The organism is Streptomyces sp. NPDC003379 (assembly GCF_053589195.1).
In genome coordinates this window covers 122,051-138,499 of sequence record NZ_JBSFRK010000002.1, presented here as the reverse complement: position 1 = coordinate 138,499, position 16,449 = coordinate 122,051, and the positions used below count along the sequence as shown (strand labels likewise).

General features: G+C 67.0%; 18 protein-coding genes. 6 read left to right on the top strand and 12 right to left on the bottom strand.

Translation table 11 applies throughout. The features are described 5' to 3' along the window. The first annotated feature begins 271 nt into the window (after window positions 1-271). The 3 genes from ACWDVB_RS03155 (at window position 272) to ACWDVB_RS03145 (ending at window position 4,058) form a co-directional block, all read left to right on the top strand. Complete coding sequence (locus ACWDVB_RS03155) at window positions 272-1,552, top strand: DUF445 domain-containing protein (protein ID WP_451515600.1); 1,281 nt, start codon at window positions 272-274, stop codon at window positions 1,550-1,552. A gap of 332 nt (window positions 1,553-1,884) precedes the next feature. Further along, window positions 1,885-3,435, top strand: coding sequence for an MFS transporter (locus ACWDVB_RS03150; RefSeq protein WP_451515601.1), 1,551 nt, complete (start codon window positions 1,885-1,887; stop codon window positions 3,433-3,435). A 200-nt stretch (window positions 3,436-3,635) separates the two neighbouring features. Beyond that, a complete protein-coding gene (locus ACWDVB_RS03145; protein WP_451515602.1) occupies window positions 3,636-4,058 on the top strand; it encodes a hypothetical protein in 423 nt (140 codons plus the stop codon). A gap of 97 nt (window positions 4,059-4,155) precedes the next feature. Here ACWDVB_RS03145 and ACWDVB_RS03140 read toward each other — a convergent pair whose 3' ends face one another. From ACWDVB_RS03140 to ACWDVB_RS03105, 8 genes are all read right to left on the bottom strand, one after another. Beyond that, on the bottom strand, window positions 4,156-4,458 hold the full coding sequence (locus tag ACWDVB_RS03140) for a hypothetical protein (RefSeq protein WP_451515603.1): 303 nt from the start codon (window positions 4,456-4,458) through the stop codon (window positions 4,156-4,158). A gap of 85 nt (window positions 4,459-4,543) precedes the next feature. Continuing rightward, the gene (locus ACWDVB_RS03135; protein ID WP_451515604.1) at window positions 4,544-5,059 is read right to left on the bottom strand and encodes a nucleoside deaminase; all 516 of its coding nucleotides are present in this window, start codon (window positions 5,057-5,059) and stop codon (window positions 4,544-4,546) included. Between the two features lie 82 nt (window positions 5,060-5,141). After that, entirely contained in the window at window positions 5,142-5,342 is a 201-nt protein-coding gene (locus tag ACWDVB_RS03130) for a DUF397 domain-containing protein (RefSeq protein ID WP_451515605.1), read from the bottom strand. Between the two features lie 681 nt (window positions 5,343-6,023). Continuing rightward, a complete protein-coding gene (locus ACWDVB_RS03125) occupies window positions 6,024-6,536 on the bottom strand; it encodes a nucleoside deaminase (RefSeq protein WP_451515606.1) in 513 nt (170 codons plus the stop codon). A 62-nt stretch (window positions 6,537-6,598) separates the two neighbouring features. Then, window positions 6,599-7,141, bottom strand: coding sequence for a hypothetical protein (locus ACWDVB_RS03120; protein ID WP_451515607.1), 543 nt, complete (start codon window positions 7,139-7,141; stop codon window positions 6,599-6,601). Further along, on the bottom strand, window positions 7,138-8,805 hold the full coding sequence (locus ACWDVB_RS03115) for a hypothetical protein (protein ID WP_451515608.1): 1,668 nt from the start codon (window positions 8,803-8,805) through the stop codon (window positions 7,138-7,140). The genes ACWDVB_RS03120 and ACWDVB_RS03115 overlap by 4 nt, the downstream gene beginning before the upstream one ends. A gap of 140 nt (window positions 8,806-8,945) precedes the next feature. Continuing rightward, window positions 8,946-9,152, bottom strand: a complete 207-nt coding sequence (locus ACWDVB_RS03110) for a DUF397 domain-containing protein (protein WP_451515609.1) — start codon at window positions 9,150-9,152, stop codon at window positions 8,946-8,948. After that, window positions 9,149-9,997 carry a helix-turn-helix domain-containing protein gene (locus ACWDVB_RS03105; protein WP_451515610.1) on the bottom strand — a complete coding sequence of 283 codons (849 nt, stop codon included), beginning with the start codon at window positions 9,995-9,997 and terminating at the stop codon, window positions 9,149-9,151. The genes ACWDVB_RS03110 and ACWDVB_RS03105 overlap by 4 nt, the downstream gene beginning before the upstream one ends. 219 nt (window positions 9,998-10,216) lie before the next feature. On the opposite strand from ACWDVB_RS03105, the gene ACWDVB_RS03100 reads away from it, so the two are divergent. Continuing rightward, window positions 10,217-10,915, top strand: a complete 699-nt coding sequence (locus tag ACWDVB_RS03100; RefSeq protein WP_451611936.1) for an ATP-binding protein — start codon at window positions 10,217-10,219, stop codon at window positions 10,913-10,915. Here ACWDVB_RS03100 and ACWDVB_RS03095 read toward each other — a convergent pair. Next, entirely contained in the window at window positions 10,819-11,577 is a 759-nt protein-coding gene (locus ACWDVB_RS03095; RefSeq protein WP_451515611.1) for an HNH endonuclease, read from the bottom strand. The two genes, ACWDVB_RS03100 and ACWDVB_RS03095, sit on opposite strands and share 97 nt — an antisense overlap. A 160-nt stretch (window positions 11,578-11,737) precedes the next feature. Between ACWDVB_RS03095 and ACWDVB_RS03090 the strand changes: the two genes are divergently transcribed. Further along, window positions 11,738-12,784: a DNA cytosine methyltransferase gene (locus tag ACWDVB_RS03090; protein ID WP_451515612.1), complete on the top strand. Its 1,047-nt coding sequence runs from the start codon at window positions 11,738-11,740 to the stop codon at window positions 12,782-12,784. Window positions 12,785-12,801: 17 nt separating this feature from the next. Here ACWDVB_RS03090 and ACWDVB_RS03085 read toward each other — a convergent pair whose 3' ends face one another. Next, window positions 12,802-13,269, bottom strand: coding sequence for a very short patch repair endonuclease (locus ACWDVB_RS03085; RefSeq protein ID WP_451515613.1), 468 nt, complete (start codon window positions 13,267-13,269; stop codon window positions 12,802-12,804). 23 nt (window positions 13,270-13,292) lie between these two features. Then, window positions 13,293-14,237, bottom strand: coding sequence for a NaeI family type II restriction endonuclease (locus ACWDVB_RS03080; protein WP_451515614.1), 945 nt, complete (start codon window positions 14,235-14,237; stop codon window positions 13,293-13,295). Between the two features lie 185 nt (window positions 14,238-14,422). Here ACWDVB_RS03080 and ACWDVB_RS03075 point away from each other — a divergent pair, with 185 nt between their 5' ends. Further along, on the top strand, window positions 14,423-15,214 hold the full coding sequence (locus ACWDVB_RS03075) for a hypothetical protein (protein ID WP_451515615.1): 792 nt from the start codon (window positions 14,423-14,425) through the stop codon (window positions 15,212-15,214). Between the two features lie 69 nt (window positions 15,215-15,283). Here the strand turns inward: ACWDVB_RS03075 and ACWDVB_RS03070 are convergent, their stop codons facing one another. Next, window positions 15,284-16,321: an SEC-C metal-binding domain-containing protein gene (locus ACWDVB_RS03070; protein WP_451515616.1), complete on the bottom strand. Its 1,038-nt coding sequence runs from the start codon at window positions 16,319-16,321 to the stop codon at window positions 15,284-15,286. Window positions 16,322-16,449: the final 128 nt, after the last annotated feature.

Genomic DNA, 16,449 nt, shown 5'->3' with positions numbered 1-16,449 from the left:
CCGACGCCGGGAACTTGTCGTTCGTTCCAGGAGTAGGTGAGGAAGGGGCGCAGAACACAGGACGTGGCGATACGTGGGGACAGTACTGATGAGGACGAGGCGAACGGGCCAGGTGGAGTGAGTGGAGAGTAAGAACGCGGCGGAAAACTCGGCGGAAAACACGGCGGAAAACACTGAGGGAGACGGGGAGGGAAGGTCCCATGAGGGTCACCCTGCGGGGCGTACTCCGTTCGGGGCGGCCGAGCCCTCGGCCCCCGGCGCGAGGAGCCCCGTGACCCCCGCCCCCGGTGGCTTCACGTACAGCCCCGCCGACGAGGAGAAGCGGCGCGGCGTGCGCCGGATGAAGATCACGGCGACGGGACTGCTCGTCTTCGTCGCGCTGGTCTACGTACTGGCGAAGTGGGCGCAGCACTCCGGCGCGGGCGCCTGGACGGGGTACGTCGCGGCGGCCGCCGAGGCCGGCATGGTCGGCGCGCTCGCCGACTGGTTCGCGGTGACGGCCCTCTTCCGGCACCCGCTCGGCCTGCCCATTCCGCACACGGCGATCATCCCGAACAAGAAGGACCAGCTGGGCGCCTCCCTCGGCGACTTCGTGGGGGAGAACTTCCTCTCCGCCGACGTCGTACGAGGCCGCCTGCACGCCGTGGGCATCGGCGCGCGCCTCGGCACCTGGCTCGCCGAGCCCGCGCACGCCGACCGCGTCACCGCCGAGCTGGCCACGGCGCTGCGCGGCGCCCTCACCGTCCTGCGCGACTCGGACGTGCAGGCGGTCGTCGGCGAGGCGATCACGCGCCGCGCCGACGCGCAGGAGATCGCGCCCGGCATAGGGAAGATGCTGGAGAAGATCGTCGCGGACGGCGGCCACCGCAGGGTCGTCGACCTGGTCTGCGTACGCGCCCACGACTGGTTGGTCGAGCACGCCGACTCGGTGATGGACGCGGTGCAGGGCGGCGCCCCCGGCTGGACCCCGCGGTTCGTCGACAAGAAGGTCGGCGACCGCGTCTACAAGGAGCTGCTGCGCTTCGTCACCGAGATGCGGGACATGCCCGAGCACCCCGCGCGCGGCGCCGTCGACCGCTTCCTCGCCGACTTCGCCGCCGACCTCCAGTCCGACTCGGACACCCGCGCGCGCGTGGAGCGCCTCAAGCGGGACATCCTGGCGCGCGGCGAGGTGCAGGACCTGATCGCCTCCGCCTGGTCGGCCGTGCGGTCCATGATCGTGGCCGCCGCCGAGGACGAGCGCAGCGAGCTGCGGCTGCGCGTGCGGGCCTCGCTGCTGTCGCTCGGCGCGCGGATGGCGCAGGACGGGCGGCTCCAGGAGAAGGTGGACGGCTGGGTGGAGGGCGCGGCGGTGTACGTCGTGACGACGTACCGCGACGAGATCACCTCGCTCATCACGGACACGGTGGCGGGCTGGGACGCGGAGCACACCTCGAAGAAGATCGAGGCGCACATCGGGCGGGATCTGCAGTTCATCCGGATCAACGGAACGGTGGTCGGCTCGCTGGCGGGGCTGGTGATTTATGCGGTGTCGCGGGCGTTCTGGGCGTGAGGGGTTTCGCGTAAGGGGTTTCGTACGGTGCGGTTGCTGGCCTGGCCTGGCCTGGCCTGACCTGACCTGACCTGACCTGACCTGACCTGACCTGACCTGACCCGGTCCGGTCCGGCTCCTGATCGTCCGGTGGGCTCCAGCGCGCGTGAGGAAGCGTTTGCTGGGCACTCTGGAGGGGCTCGCTCGGAGCCGAGTGGGCCGTCGCCCGCGCGGCGCGTACAGCAAGCGGCGCGCGCGTGAGCAGCAGTGCGAGCGTGAGCAGCGGTGCGAGCAGCGGTGCGAGCGCGATCAGCAGTGCGGCGACGTGGGAACAGCGGAAGGAGCCGCCCGCCATGACCGCGTCGTCCACGCCACCGGCCTCGCCGCCGCCCCCCGACCACACCCCAGGTCGTCCCGGCCGGGACTCCGAGGCCGCCACCGTCACCACGGCCGTGCCGGCCCGCCTCGACCGCCTGCCGTGGTCGCGCTGGCACTGGATGATCGTCGTGGGCCTCGGCACGGTGTGGATCCTGGACGGCCTGGAGGTCACCACCGTAGGCAACATCGCGAGCCGCCTCTCCGAGGAGGGCAGCGGCCTGGCGATCAGCTCCGCTCAGGTCACGGGCATCGCGGCGGCCCTGTACGTGGCGGGGGCGTGCGCCGGGGCGCTCTTCTTCGGCCGGCTCACCGACAAGTACGGCCGCAGGAAGCTCTTCATGGTCACCCTCGCGGTGTACCTCGGCGCCACCGCCCTCACCGCGCTCTCCTTCGACGCCTGGTGGTTCTTCCTCTTCCGGTTCCTGACCGGTTTCGGCATCGGCGGCGAGTACGCGGCGATCAACTCGGCGATCGACGAGCTGATCCCGTCCAAGTACCGCGGCCGCGTCGATCTGATCATCAACGGCAGCTACTGGCTGGGCGCGATCGGCGGCTCACTGCTCTCGGTCGTCATGCTCAACACCGACATCTTCCCCAAGGACCTGGGCTGGCGACTGACCTTCGCCCTCGGCGTCGTCCTGGGCCTGGTGATCCTCCTCGTACGCCGCCACGTCCCGGAGAGCCCGCGCTGGCAGTTCATCCACGGCCGCGGCGAGGAGGCGGAGAACCTGGTCTCGTCGGTGGAGCGGGAGATCGAGCGGGAGAAGGGCGAGCCGCTGCCGCCGCCCGACCGCGAGATCACCATCCACCAGCGCAAGAGCATCGGCTTCGGCCTGATCGCCAAGACGGTCTTCCGCGACTACCCCAAGCGGGCGGTCCTCGGCCTGTCCCTCTTCATCGGCCAGGCGTTCCTGTACAACGCGATCACCTTCGGTTTCGGCGCGATCCTGACCAAGTTCTACGACGTGCCCTCGGGCAGCACGGGTTACTACTTCGCCGTCATCGCCGCGGGCAACTTCCTCGGCCCGCTGTTCCTCGGCAAACTCTTCGACACGGTAGGCCGCAGGATCATGATCTCCTCGACCTACCTGATCTCCGGCGTCCTGCTCTTCGGCACGGCATGGCTCTTCGACCGGGGTTCGCTGAGCGCGGCGACGCTCACGGCCTGCTGGTGCGTGGTCCTCTTCTTCGCGTCGGCGGGCGCGAGCAGCGCGTATCTGACGGTCTCCGAGATCTTCCCGATGGAGACCCGCGCCATGGCCATCGCCTTCTTCTACGCGATCGGCACGGCGGCCGGCGGCATCAGCGGCCCCCTGATCTTCGCCAAGCTGACGGAGTCGGGCGTGGTCGGCGACACGGTCCTGGCCTTCGAGATCGGCGCGGGCCTGATGTGCGCGGCGGGCCTGGTGGCGGCGGCGTTCGCGGTGAAGGCGGAGAGGCGATCGCTGGAGGACATCGCGGAGCCGTTGTCGTCGGTGGGGAGGGGAACCGGGGCGGCGGCGCGGGAGAGCGGGGCGACGTCTTAGCGCGCGCTTGGCGAGATGAGGCTGGCCGGATCGTGCCCCTCTGCGAGAATTAAGGTGCGCGCGGGGCACCTGGCGAGCCGACTCACCCGGGGCGCCCGACTCACCCGTGGCGCCCGACTCACCCGGTTCGTTCGGCTCACCGGGTAGATGAGTACGCGTACTCTGTCGTGCCACGCGCCCGGCGCGGCACCGTCGTACACATGAACGCGACGCTGATACCGCTCCGGCAAACCGCACCGCTCCCCAGGTACGCGACCCGCCTCATGGGCGCGGCGCTCGCGGCCGCGGCATACGTGGCGTGCCTCCCCTGGGACCTGCGCAACCGAGCGGAGACCCCGGGCGCGCTCAACGAGACATCACCGGTGACGGCGTCGGGGGTGCTGCTCCTGGCCCTGGCTCTGCTGACCCTCGCGGCCTACTTCGGCATCAGGGACCGCCTGGCATGGACGCTGCTGGTGGTGGCGGCCCCGCCGGCGACGCTGATGTACGTCTCCTTCAACTCACACCCCACCAAGGACGCGAACGTGTGGCCGCTGGCGTGGGCGTTCTGCACGCTGGTCATGGGGGTGGGGACCCTGGTGGCGGCGGGGGTGGCGAGGAGCGCGGCGCGCCGCGAGGTCTGACGTAGGCGGGCTACAGTGCTCCCGCCTCTCACCTCACCTCCGCCGGACCGGCAAGGCCGCCGCGCCCCCGCGTCCCCGCCCGCCCCCTCGCCTCGCCTCAGCTACGCCGGTCGGCGAGGACCCACGACGCGATCCCGACACCACCCGCGACGCTGAACACGGCGGGCCAGGCTCCCACCTTCTTGGCGAGCGGGTGCGAGCCGGCGAACCCGGCGACGTAGGCCGCGGTGAGCGCGGCGGCGGTCTTCCCGCCGGCCGCCTCCCGCCACTGCCGAGCGGCGACGGCCCCGGCAGCGGCGAGCACGGCTCCGCCGAGGGGCCGCTTCTTGGTGAGACGGGCGGCGCCGTATCCACCGATCAGCCCACTCGCGGCCACGACTGCTCCGGGAATCCTCGCCATGGTTGACCCACCTCTCACCGATAAATCCGCGATGTTCCTTCGGCCCGAGGCTAACGCGCGGCGACCGGAGACCCCACCGGCGGGCTCAGAGCTTCGGCTCGACGGGGCTGGGCTGGGCGGCGGCCCAGGCAGCGAGCACATCCACCGCGGCGGCCCGCGCCTCCCCCTCGACCGGCACCTCGTCCAACATCCGCCGCTCGGCGTTGGGCAGTGCCAGCTCTCGATAGAACTGCAGATCCTCATGCCCATGAACCGCGGCGTCGCGACTGCTGGCGCCATACACGAGCCGCGGAATCCCGGCCCAGTAACAGGCGACGAGACACATGGGACAGGGCTCACTGCTCGAATACAGCGTGCAGTCCTCCATGAGATACGTCCCGAGCCGCCGCCCCGCGTCCCGCAGGGCGATGACCTCGGCATGAGCGGTCGGATCACACGCCTCAACGACAGAGTTGCTGCCCGACCCCACGACTTCCCCACCCAGGACTACGACGGCACCGAAGGGCTTCTTGGTGCTGCCGTCCTCAAGCGAGCGCCGGGAGTTGGCGATGGCCAGGTCCAGGAACTTGCGGTCTAGGTCGTTCTCGGGGGCGTAAGGCACGGATCTCCCTCTCCATCGACATATCCAGACAGAAGCACCGTAACTGTGTCAGGGGGGAAGAGGGGTGCCAGCCAGTACCGAATCAGGCGCGCGGGATCTCCCGCAGACCCGTCACGAACCCGAACCATGCGTCGATCCCGAGAGCCACTCGCCCGTTGACCGGGCACTTTGAATCACGGACGAGCACTTCACGTCCGCCCACCGACACCTCGACACACTCGGTCCCGGAACCGCCGCTGTAGGACGACTTGAACCAGTGGGGGGTGGGGCGGCGGGGGTCCATCACAACTCCCTGAGGCTTCGACGGATGGCTTCGGTGGATGATCCCAGATCGAGAGCCTGCACACGTACAGCAGCGCTGCGGTCAGGAGCGTCAGCCCCGCCGCCGTCACCGGTGACGGCTCCTAGGGTGCACCCGGCGACTCGGCGCGGTTGCGCAGGTCCCACCGGCCCGACCGGCGCATGAACGGCCGAGGAGGAACAACGCTTCCTGCTCCGCCAGCACGACGGCCTCACTCTGGCCGAGGTCGGTGACCCCGCACGCCACTTCCTCGGCCACCCGGCACAGGAGTTTGCCGATCCCTCCACCGGCACCACTCCGGTTCTGGGCTGTTCGTGCGGCGTCTGGGGCTGCTGGCCCCTGCGAACCGTCATCACCACCACTCCCGAAACCGTCACGTGGTCTCCTTTCGGCAGCCCTTCCGCAAGGAGTGGGGGGAGCTCACCATGGGCCCGTACGTCTTCGCCCGCCCTGCCTATGAGGCCGCGCTCGCAGAGCCGGTCCGTCTCGCCGCGGACCCGCTACGGACAATGATTCCGTGACCCCCAGCCGGTAATGCCTGCCTGGGCGCTGGCATCCCAACCGGCGCGCTCTGTCCGGCGGCCCTGGTGACAACAAGCTGCCTTAGTGACAACTAGCGTGCTTCGGCTCATGGCTATGGCAGACCGGGACACCCTTTACGCCTCAGAGCTTCGGCTCTACCGGGAACGGCAGCGACGCCGCCCACTCGGCGAGGGCGCCCGCGGCGGACGAGCGCAGCTCACCTTCGACAGGCACCTCGGCTACCAGTCGACGCTCTCCGTTCGGCAGCGCCAGTTCCCGGTAGAACTGCAGGTCTTCGAACCCATTCACCGCGACGTCGTGACTGTTCGCCGCGTATACGAGCCGTGGGATCCGCGCCCAATAGCATGCGGTGAGACACATCGGGCACGGCTCACTGCTGGAATACATGACGCCGTCCTCCATGAGGTGGCGCCCGAGCCCCTGCCCTGCGTCGCGCAGAGCCATGACCTCGGCGTGAGCGGTCGGGTCATACAACTCGACGACCGAGCTGGTGCCCGTGCCCACCACCTCCCCGTCTACGACGACGAGGGCCCCGAAGGGGGTCTTGCCCTCATCCTCAAGCGCGTGACGGGAGGTGGCGATGGCTTGTTCCAGGAACTTGCGGTCCTGCTCGTTCTCAGGGGCGTAAGGCAACGGAGTCTCCCTCTCCTCGTACGTATCGCGACATGTTTTCCCGACACGCATCCCAGCCTGCGTCACATGTGGACCGAAGGGTCCGCGTCGCTGAACGGCCCGTCCAAGTTCACGTCGTAAACGGTCAGCGGCGTTGTCGCGCCGGGGCTTGCAATGGTCCGCAGAACCTGCTCGCTGCGCTGCGGCTCGCTCCATTGGCTGTTCTCCAGGACATCGACCATATCCGGTACTGAAGCGCCTGATTCGGCCCCGGCGATGATGAGCCGCTGCACGTCCGGGGAGGGCGCGGCGAGCAGCGCGGCGGACGCGGCGAGCCGGTGATTCCACTCGGCGAAGGACCGCGCCACGGCCGCTCCCTCCGGCCCCTCGGTGGCGGCAGCCGGAAGGTTGTGCAGGAGGACGCGGGTGATCTGCGGTGAAGGGCTGCTGGACGACCGGGCGTTGATGAGCGCCTCGTCGACGGTGTTGCGCAGGCCGAGCCGGTGCGGCCTGAGCCAGTCGAGGCCGCACTGGACGACGAGGACGGCTGCCACGCCCGGCCGTGTTATGCGGGAGATGGCCGCGGCCCATTCCCCGTCCCGCATAGGGCGCCCCACGTTGCTCACGGGATGCTCCTGGTGTGGGCGCCGACAAGTCTCAGCACACGCAGACCTATGACGACAGCCTCCCGAGGCTCCCCGGCCTCCGCCGAGCCGGGGAGGACGCGGGCGGCGAGTTCGGCCGCGGCCTTGAGCGCTGGACCGGATAGGCCGGCGAGGAAGGCACGGAGTTCGTGGTCTGGTTGGTCAGGGGAGAGGGGAGCGAGCCGGGCGGCGATGGCAAGGACCATGGCGGCGGGCCGGTCGTGAGGTTCGCCGCGGGGGGCCGGGGTGCGAATGACGGACTGCTCGGTGTGCGTACGGGCCTGCGCCCAAGGAGAGTCGGGTTTGTCGGCGCGCGCCATGAGGAGGAGCAGGGCGTTGTTCGCCTGGGCGGCGGTGGCGAACCAACGGTGGCTGGCGAACGTCCGCAGATATGCCCCGAGGAGCTGCGGATCCGGTGTGAATTCTGGCCGGATGAGTTCGGCGGGGTGCTCGGCCCGTACATCACGCAGGGTCGCGAGGGCGTTGACGGATACGAGAGCCCAGAAGCGGTCGAACTCCGCGACATCGCCGAAGAGAGCGCGAGAGGCACGCGCCTCCGGAGTTTCGGCCGGGCCGCCCTCCGCGCCTCCGTACAAGGCGGCCCGCGTCGCGCTCAGCACGGATGCCCCGTCCCAGTAGTTCCCCATGAACTTCTGGCCCGTGAGGAACTGGTGGACGCCGTAGAAGGCTCCAGCCTGATCCGATCCGTGAAATTCGGTGAAGTCGCGTGCCCAGACCAGCATGGCCACCGGACTCCGGAAGACGGACCCCATGTCGGCGGAGCCGCTGGCTGACACCGGGTCGGGGTCGGCTTGGCGGAGGATGAGGCGTCGGCTCTCGACCGTCACGGCGACGAGTTCTCGGGCGGCACGCTTGGAGGCGATGCCGCGCTGGGACATCAGCGTTGCGGTGCTGCCGAGCCAGGCCAGATACCGACTGGCTGCGCCGAGAGCGACAGCGGGATTGGGCAGCGTCCGTACGCCACGTATGAAAGAAGCGACGATCGACTCCGCGCACCCCACCACGACGACAGGATCGGTGCCGCGTACGAGAGCGGCGCGGCACAGCCGGTGCAGCACTTCAAGGTGGAGGGCGGCGGCGTGCTCGTCGGCGGGTGCGGGCACGTCCATCTCGGTGAGCTGGAGGACGAGGTTGCCTATCCCATTGGGATCGTTGCCGCTGATGACCTGGTCGAGCGCGCCGAGGTAGGCGGCGACGACGGGGTCATCGCTGATTTCCTCTTCCAACGTGACCTGCCGTGCCCGAAGCTCGTGAAGCCCTCGAGCCAGGGTCCGCCGCAGCAGACGATTGCGCCCGCCGACACTCGCCAGCCCGAAGAGCCTGGCGAAAGAGAACACTCCGAAGCAGTTGGCGAGCAGAAACAGTAACGCCCCGTATGTCGTACTCCGCTCGCTCTGCCCCAGCAGCCCGCCCGCGATGAACATCGCGGCGACCCACCCGGCGAGCACCCACTCCCGGAAGGCGATGTGGCTGTCTATGGCATGCAGGGAAGGCCACGAACTGGCGGCGGAGAAGGACAGCGCGAAGATCACGGCTTCGCCGGTGAGGAGGGTGGCGAAGAAGGCGATGGAGAACTGGGTGGCGTCGACGGCGTCGCCTGAATCGACGGGCCACCGCCATGCCACGCCAGCCAGCCCCAAGGCCCCAACCGCCAGTGTCGCTCGCCGACGCGTGTAGCCCATGCCCCTCTGTGCCCCTGCTTCCTGAGCTGCGGTCTGCCATTGACGGCAACTGTGTCAGGGGGTGTGGAGGTTGCCAAGGCGCCCTATGAGACAGGGCCTTGGTCCAGCAAGGCGAGGAAGTCAGTCCACGCTCTGGCCTGAACTGTGACGCGGGCGCTGGCAGGCCGCTTGGAGTCACGTATGAGTATGTCCTCTGTAATGGCCACCTCGACGCACTCGGTTTCGTTGCCGCCGCTGTACGACGACTTGAACCAGGTGGGTTCTCCGGCGGGCACGTGGCCAACAGTCATGCCATCTCCTTGCGGACTCGCTCGATCAATGCCGACGACGCGGCCATGTCCAGTGCTTGTGCGCGGAGATAGTCGAACGCCAGCCGGTATCTGTCCAGTTCCTCGTCCTTCTCCATGAATACCGAGCCGACGTGGAGGTCGACGTAGACGACATCCAGGGACGGCTCACGGCCGCCGATGATGACGAAGCTGCCGAGGGCGGCAGCGTGGGCACCTCGGGAGAAGGGAAGAATCTGCAGCGTGATGTGGGGCGATGCGTTGGCCCGCAGCAGATGGCCTAGCTGCTCTCGCATCACGGCGGGCGACCCCACGACTCGGCGGATCACGGACTCGTCGAGGATGGCCCAAAGGCGCAAGGGGCTGGTACCTGTGAGGATCTCCTGGCGCTTCATCCGGATGTCGACGAGCCGTTCGATGTCTTCAGGGACGCGCTCTATCTCGTTCGCCTGCTGTACGGCGGTGGTGTAGCCACGGGTCTGGAGCAGCCCTGGCACGTATACGCAGGAGAAGTGCTCTTCACGCACAGCCTCGTCTTCCAGAGTCAGCAGCAGGTTCATGCTCTCTGGGATGGTGTCCGCAAAGGATCTCCACCAGCCCTGCTGCCTGGCGTCCTTAGCGAGGGAGATGAGCGCGCTCCGCTCGGCGTCAGCGGCGTCATAGGCGCGGCAGAGAGCTTCCACCACTAGCCACTTGACGGGCCCTTCCCGGGTCTCGTACCGGCTGACGGTCGCCTTCGATACACCGACGCGGAGCCCGGCTTCCTCAAGCGTCAGACCCTTACGGGCACGGAGTTTTCGCAGCGTCGCGCCTAGCTGGCGGCGGCGGGTAGTGGCCCTCGCTGGCACGTCGGTACCTCCCTGATGGCGCGGGCTACCTGCTCGCTGGCCGCAATCAGGCTACGCAGGACGCAAGTTGGCGCTCCACCAGATTCACTCGATGGATACTCCTGAGAAGTTACACAGTGAGACTTCTCGCTGTCATACTCGATCTCAGGATCGCTACACAGCGTCGCCGCTCGACTGCGGTGGGTGCAGCGCTGACGTAGCCAGGGAGGGAGTGACGCCATGTCCTGTCATGGAGAGGGTGCACCTCGGTTGCGCCATGTGCTGCCGTTCCAGGCTTTGCCGGAAGAAATGGGGCGGCTGCGCAGAGAGGTACGGAACACACTCAGCCAGTGGGGCGCTGCAACTGTTGCTGCAGAGGCCGAGCTGGCTGTCACCGAGCTGGCGACGAACATCGTCGAACATGTGGGGCAGGGGGCGGCGGCGACACTTGTCCTGGAGCCGAGGAAAGACAGGCTCCGCCTGGAACTGCACGACAGAAGTCACCTTGTGCCGTCAGTGGGCTCTGGGGGCTGCGATAAAGAGTGCGGTCGTGGACTGCACCTGGTCGCGGCTATGAGCCTGGACTGGGGCACTGTTCTCACAGCGTCCGGCAAGGCTGTGTGGTGTGAGATCTCGCTGGAGCCAGCACGGCACTGTCTGCGAGTCCAGCGCGCGGCGGCAGTGCTTGAGGAGTATCAGCGGCTAGTCGGCGCTGGCCTGGCAGCCGTTTCGGGCCCCCTCATTCTGGAGGCGTCAGCCACCGAGGTCATCGCTGACCTGCTGCACTGGCTCGCGACGCAGGGCCGGGACCCAGATGAGGTGCTCGGCCAAGCGCAGGCCCGCTATGAGTCGGCGGTTGGGACGTCTGCTGGGAGTACCCGAATCAAAGCCCTCAGTGCGTCGGGTGTGCGCCAGGATTCTCCCGGACGGCTCTTGTGACACATGCGGTGGCAGTTCGCGCACAGGCAGGCGAGACCGTCGAGCTGGGTGTCCCGAGGCCCCGATGCGTGGAGAGGAGTGACGTGATGCACCTCGATGTAGCCCTCACCAAGCGCTCCGTATGTACGGGCGAAGTCGAAGTCGCAGACTTCGCAGCGCAGCGGGCGGCCACCCTGTCGTGCCTGCTTTATCTTCAGCCTGCGGAGCTTCGGGTCCCGCTCGCGGGCGAGCGCCTGGCGGACGAGCAGTCGGCCTTCGACAGCGGTGGAGCCGGTTTCGTCGACTTCGTCGGGCTGCGGCGGTATGAGCTGCAGCTGGCCCGAGCTGATGCCCTCCTCGATGGCCCGAGCAGCTTCGAGCATCTCCGTCTCGCGGTCGATGAAGGCCTTGATCATCAACCTCGTGGGTTCGCCACATCGAGTGCCCTTGCCGCTGTAACCAGGGTGGTTCGTTGCGAAGTCGCTGGTCTTGCGGCTGACGCTGTCCGGAGACCTGAATCCGGGGATGGCGTGGGCCTCTGCGGGGTGGATGGGGAGAGAGCGGAGCAGCTCGGAAAGCTCCTGGACTTCCGGTTCCCCGGTTCGCAGCTCGTGCCATCCGTTCCTCACGACGAGCGCGCCAGCCAGCACAAGTTCATCCACAGTCCACGCAGGAGTCCGCATGCGCAATATCGTATGAGTGTTCGGCGTGACGGAGGGGGCGTTCAGCGAACTGTGGAGCGTACTGCACACTTGGTCAGGTCTCGTTGTCAGTGGGGTCTGTCACCCTCTGTGATGGTGGTGCGCGCAAAGTGCCCGCCGCTGCACATCTGTAAGGAGGGGCATGGCCCGCACGAATGAACTCAAGTACACCTCGGTGGAGGTCTGCGCTGGGGCCGGAGGGCAGGCTGCCGGCCTGCACAATGCGGGCTTCAAGCATGCTGCACTGATCGAGATCGACAAGGACGCCTGCCAGACGCTCAGGGACAACACCGGCACCAACCCGGAGTGGGCTGGCTGCAGGGTGATCGAGGCGGACCTCAGAGAGTTTGACTCGGCGAGCCTGGGGCTGGCCCGTGGGGAGCTTGATCTGCTCGCAGGCGGAGTGCCTTGCCCTCCGTTTTCCGCGGCAGGAAAGCAGCTGGGCCGTGATGATGAGCGCGATCTCTTTCCCCGCATGCTTGAGCTCGTTGATGAACTTGAGCCCAAAGCTGTGATGATCGAAAACGTGCGTGGTCTGCTTGACCCCAAGTTTGTCGAGTACCGGCACGAGATCATCAAGCGCTTGGAGTCGATGGGTTACGAGAAGTGCTACTGGGAGGCGCTGGAAGCGAAGAGGTATGGCGTCCCGCAGCTCCGTCCACGGGCCATCCTCGTTGCCATGAAGCCGCAGTACGCCCAGCACTTTCAGCACACAAAGCCGGACGAGCGCGAAGAGGTCACTGTCGGCGAGGCCCTGCACGACTCGATGCGAGCCCGGTACGACGCGGTCGCTGACGATCCCCGGGTCGAAATGGCGTTTAAGAAGTGGTACGAGAAGGCGCTTGAGGGCGTCGCACCCACGCTCGTCGGCGGATCGAAGAAGCATGGAGGGGCGGACCTCGGCCCGACACGGGCCAAACGGGCGTGGGCTGACCTTGGCGTGTGCGGTCTGGGCGTTGCTAACGAACCGGGCGAGATGAAGGATCCGGAGCGCGACCTTTTCGCTGCCGCGGGCCCTAAGCTCACGGTGACTCAAGCCGGTCTGATCCAAGGATTCCCCGCCGACTGGAAGTTTTATGGGCGCAAGACTGCTGCGTACCGGCAGGTAGGGAATGCGTTCCCGCCGCCCGTCGCGCAGGCTGTCGGGGAACAGATCTACGCGGCGTTCGAGGCCGCCGGTAAGGCGTGAAGTGACAGGGCAGCCCGTCACCTTCCGGATGACCGGAGACGGCTCGCCGCTGCCGCGATTTTGACGGCACAGTCCTCGGCTGGTTCGTGCTCCCAGAACCGCAGCACGGTCCACCCCGCGGCCCGAAGCTGTACGTCGGTGTCGCGGTCGCGGGCCATGTTCCGGGCAACCTTGTCCGACCAGTAGCCCGCATTGGTCTTCGGCGATACGTAGTGCTCCGGGCAGCCGTGCCAGTAGCAGCCGTCAATGAACACGGCCAGCTTTGCCGGGCGGAAGACAATGTCCGCCGTCCGGCGAAGGCCCGGCAGCGGCTTGGCTGCCACTCGGTAGCGCAACCCCTGGGCGTGCAGAAGGCTACGGATCAGCCGCTCAGGCTTGGTGTCACGGCTGCGGATGGCTTGCATGTTGCGGCGCCGGGCTGCGGAGGAGGCCCAAGAACCTTTCGGAGGAACCCAAATTCCGCTCTTGATCTCGGTGTTCTCCATCTGCATGACCTCCTCCAGACGGGTCAGATGGGGCTACTCGTCTTCTTCTTTGTCTCTGGGAGTAGCGGAGCTCGTTCTTCTGGGTCATCTGGCCTAGCCTCGACCCAGAAACGTCCCTCTAGGAGGACGCGAGGCTGGCCAGCGTGGTGCGATTTTGCCTCCACGACACGGATGCTGACGTTTTCACCCTCCCGTGGAACGGGCAGCCCCAGCTGGCTAGCGACGGCTTGGTGATTCGGGTAGTCACCGCAGATGAGGATCCCCTCATCGCGAAGCTTGTCGCGTGACCCTCCGTTGTACCGTACGCGCTTCATGTAGTCCTTCTGCTGTGCGAGAGTCCGCACGACCGTACGGTTCACGCGACGCTTCTGTACTCGCCGGAAAAGCTCGTTCAGCTTCGCTTGGCCTGGGCTGCGCCGTGTTCCTTTCCCGGCATTCAATATTGCTTCTTGGGTGCCCTGGTCGATGTGTAGCAGTAGGTTTTCTTCCAACGGTTCCTGATGCCAGAGCCAGCTGACCATGGAATGGTGCGTTTTTGTTAGTCGGAACTTTCCGTCACGGTTTCCCTTCTTCGTCACAGTCCCGCTCGTGGTCAGCTTTAAGCGATTTGCTCGCATAAGTCCTGCACTCCAAAGACTTTGATGATCGTCCGCCCAGACGACCAGGCAGATTTCATCCAGAGCCTCGGGTGGGATCATCCAGCCATAGGGTTTCTGTGAAAATTTGCAGTCAACTTCTGCTCCCTCGATCAGGTAGTCCAGGTCGACTCCACTGTCAAGGTTGAATTTACGTAGCAGGTTGATTTCCACCAGGGTGCCTGCGTGCGTCTTCTCAGTCTTGTGGAGGTCGTTCCAGTCGAACCGTCCGGTGTGTTCCCCATCGAGGAGTTGGTCAATGGTGTCGCGTAGGACGCGCGCAAAACGCTCGCCTTTTGGGTCGAGGGCCAGCAAACGCTGGCGTACGAGCATGAGCTCAGGGTCATCACAGACGCCAGACGCTGGGCCGGGGGGACCGAACGAGGGCACGGGCAGCTCCTGGAACGGGAAGTGGGCATACGTCTCACTAGTATCACTGATCCCGACATTCCCTGTGCGCTGGGGTCGTGGCCAACTAGCCTGTTGGCGAACTGACTTGCTGGCGCTGGGAGTGAGCGATGGAGACGACGGCTGCTGATGTGATAGCCCTGTTCTGCACGTCGAGGGGCACCCGTGGGCGGTTCGAAGCATGGAAGTGCGACCCCCGGAGGGTGCAGGTTGCCCCGGTCGTGCTGGCGCACACGACGCGAGTGCTCTATGGACTCACTGAAGGCGACGTGCGCGATGTATGCCAACGTACCGAGCATGCCTTGGGGCAGGTTCGGCGTGACGTTGGGGAGAGCGTTCCGCAGATCGTGGACTGGCATCCGGATTTCGCTTTCACGCACACATTCCACTTCTGCGTTGAGCGTATCGGGGCAGTTCCTACCTATCAGCAATTTCGAGACTTTGCGCTTGCTGACGCTGATGGACTTAAAATGCTCGGGAATCCTTCCAGGGAGATGATTCGGCACCTCGTTGTTGATCGGCGTGTCGAGCAATGGCGTGCTCAGGCGGCGATGCGCTGGCGCATCGGTAATGCGTACTACGGATTCCTGCGAGAGGTGTACACCCTTGTGCAGCTCCGGCGGCGCAGAATAGATCTGCGTGTTCATCCGTTAGCTGATGCGCTCTTTCGCGTAGACGCATGGACTGGTCGGCGAGCGCTGAGTTTACGTGTAGCGAATAAGAAGTTCCGCCAAGGGGTGAACGCAGGCCGAAAGACTCCCGCCGAGCAGTTACTTGCCGATGTGCAACCGCCGCTGCGATTCGACACGATAGAATTGGCGGCAGCGACTACGTTCGGCCAAGTGCATGTGCCGGCCGCAAAAGACCTGGACGATGCGGCTGCTCGTCTTAGTGTCCTCTGACAGGTTCGGTCTTCGCGCGTGGCGGCTCGCCGACCCAGCGGTAGTTCCCAGGCGTTAACAACTTCGGGGTCAGGCGGGAGAGCCGTGGCACTGCCGGTAAGCCCGATCTGACCCGCACCAACAGGTCCCGTTCGCCTCCGGCGGCCAAGCCACCGCCCGCCCCCGAGCTGCCAGCGTCGTTGCGTACTGAGGTAGCAGCGAGGGCTCGTCCGGGGACGTGGCCTCCGAGGCGGCGAAGGCCTCGTAGGAGGGGACCGTTCCCGTGACGATGCCCAGGTTCGGGGTGCCGGAGGAGGCCAGTTCGCGGAGGCAGGACTCTATGGTCGACAAGTGCGCCTCGTGTGAGGGGTATTCCGAGGTCAGCGTCGGGTACGCCGTCAGGAGTTCTGTCAGTTCCGCGGCCGGCCAATGCAGGATCGCTACCGGGAAGGGGCGGGACAGGGCCTCCCTGTACGAGCCCAGTTCCGCCTGGATGCGGGTGATTTCCGCGCGGAGTTCCGCCGGGTTCTCCGAGCCGAGGGACCAGATCCGCTTCGGGTCGTGCAGTTCGTCCAGGGAGACGGGGGCCGTCGAGATGCGGTCCGCCAGGGCGTCCCACGCGTCGTGGTCGGCGCCCATGAGGCGGCGTACGCGGTGGCGGCCGAAGAGGAGGGGGTGCGTGGGGTAGGGGGGTTCTGTCGTGGTGACGGGGAGGAGCAGCGTCGCCGCCTCCGTGAAGGTGGCGTGCGCCTGTTCCAGTTCGTCGTGGGACTCCAGGGACTCCGCCACGATCACCCACGGCGCCGGGTCCCGGGGCGCTGCCGCGCGGACTCCCTCGATGATCGCCCTCGCCTCCGCCTCGTGGCCGTACTCCCAGAGGTTCGAGGCCTTCAGGGCGCGGATGAGGAGCGGGGACGCGGGGGGCCGCTCGGCGTCCGCGGACAGCAGGCGGTCGTAGAGCGTCGTCGCGCGGTCACGGGCGCCGGCCAGTTCGAGGTGGGCGGCGGCCTGGAGGAGGAGCTGCTCGGCGTCCTCCGGATACAGGCCGGCCGTGCGTTCCAGGCGCGCGGCTTCGGCGATGTGGTCGGCGTCGACGTGATCGGCGGCGGCAGGCTTGTCGGGGCGCATACGGGACACCGTACTGCCGAGCGGGCCTCTTGCAGGAGGGCCCCGGCCCGTTCGGCCGGTCCGGCTCCCACCATGGATTGTTGCGGGGGCAGCGCCTATCGTGCGGGCCGCCGGGGAGGCGTGACGCC

What these genes read in the sequence shown, in the direction of transcription:
- ACWDVB_RS03090 (WP_451515612.1), top strand. Translation starts at nt 11,738, where the DNA reads ATGGCCCGCACGAATGAACTCAAGTACACCTCGGTGGAGGTCTGCGCT.
- ACWDVB_RS03110 (WP_451515609.1), bottom strand. Translation starts at nt 9,152, where the DNA reads ATGACTGTTGGCCACGTGCCCGCCGGAGAACCCACCTGGTTCAAGTCG.
- ACWDVB_RS03100 (WP_451611936.1), top strand. Translation starts at nt 10,217, where the DNA reads ATGTCCTGTCATGGAGAGGGTGCACCTCGGTTGCGCCATGTGCTGCCG.
- ACWDVB_RS03130 (WP_451515605.1), bottom strand. Translation starts at nt 5,342, where the DNA reads ATGGACCCCCGCCGCCCCACCCCCCACTGGTTCAAGTCGTCCTACAGC.
- ACWDVB_RS03080 (WP_451515614.1), bottom strand. Translation starts at nt 14,237, where the DNA reads ATGCTCGTACGCCAGCGTTTGCTGGCCCTCGACCCAAAAGGCGAGCGT.
- ACWDVB_RS03095 (WP_451515611.1), bottom strand. Translation starts at nt 11,577, where the DNA reads ATGCGGACTCCTGCGTGGACTGTGGATGAACTTGTGCTGGCTGGCGCG.
- ACWDVB_RS03085 (WP_451515613.1), bottom strand. Translation starts at nt 13,269, where the DNA reads ATGGAGAACACCGAGATCAAGAGCGGAATTTGGGTTCCTCCGAAAGGT.
- ACWDVB_RS03070 (WP_451515616.1), bottom strand. Translation starts at nt 16,321, where the DNA reads ATGCGCCCCGACAAGCCTGCCGCCGCCGATCACGTCGACGCCGACCAC.
- ACWDVB_RS03140 (WP_451515603.1), bottom strand. Translation starts at nt 4,458, where the DNA reads ATGGCGAGGATTCCCGGAGCAGTCGTGGCCGCGAGTGGGCTGATCGGT.
- ACWDVB_RS03145 (WP_451515602.1), top strand. Translation starts at nt 3,636, where the DNA reads ATGAACGCGACGCTGATACCGCTCCGGCAAACCGCACCGCTCCCCAGG.
- ACWDVB_RS03150 (WP_451515601.1), top strand. Translation starts at nt 1,885, where the DNA reads ATGACCGCGTCGTCCACGCCACCGGCCTCGCCGCCGCCCCCCGACCAC.
- ACWDVB_RS03075 (WP_451515615.1), top strand. Translation starts at nt 14,423, where the DNA reads ATGGAGACGACGGCTGCTGATGTGATAGCCCTGTTCTGCACGTCGAGG.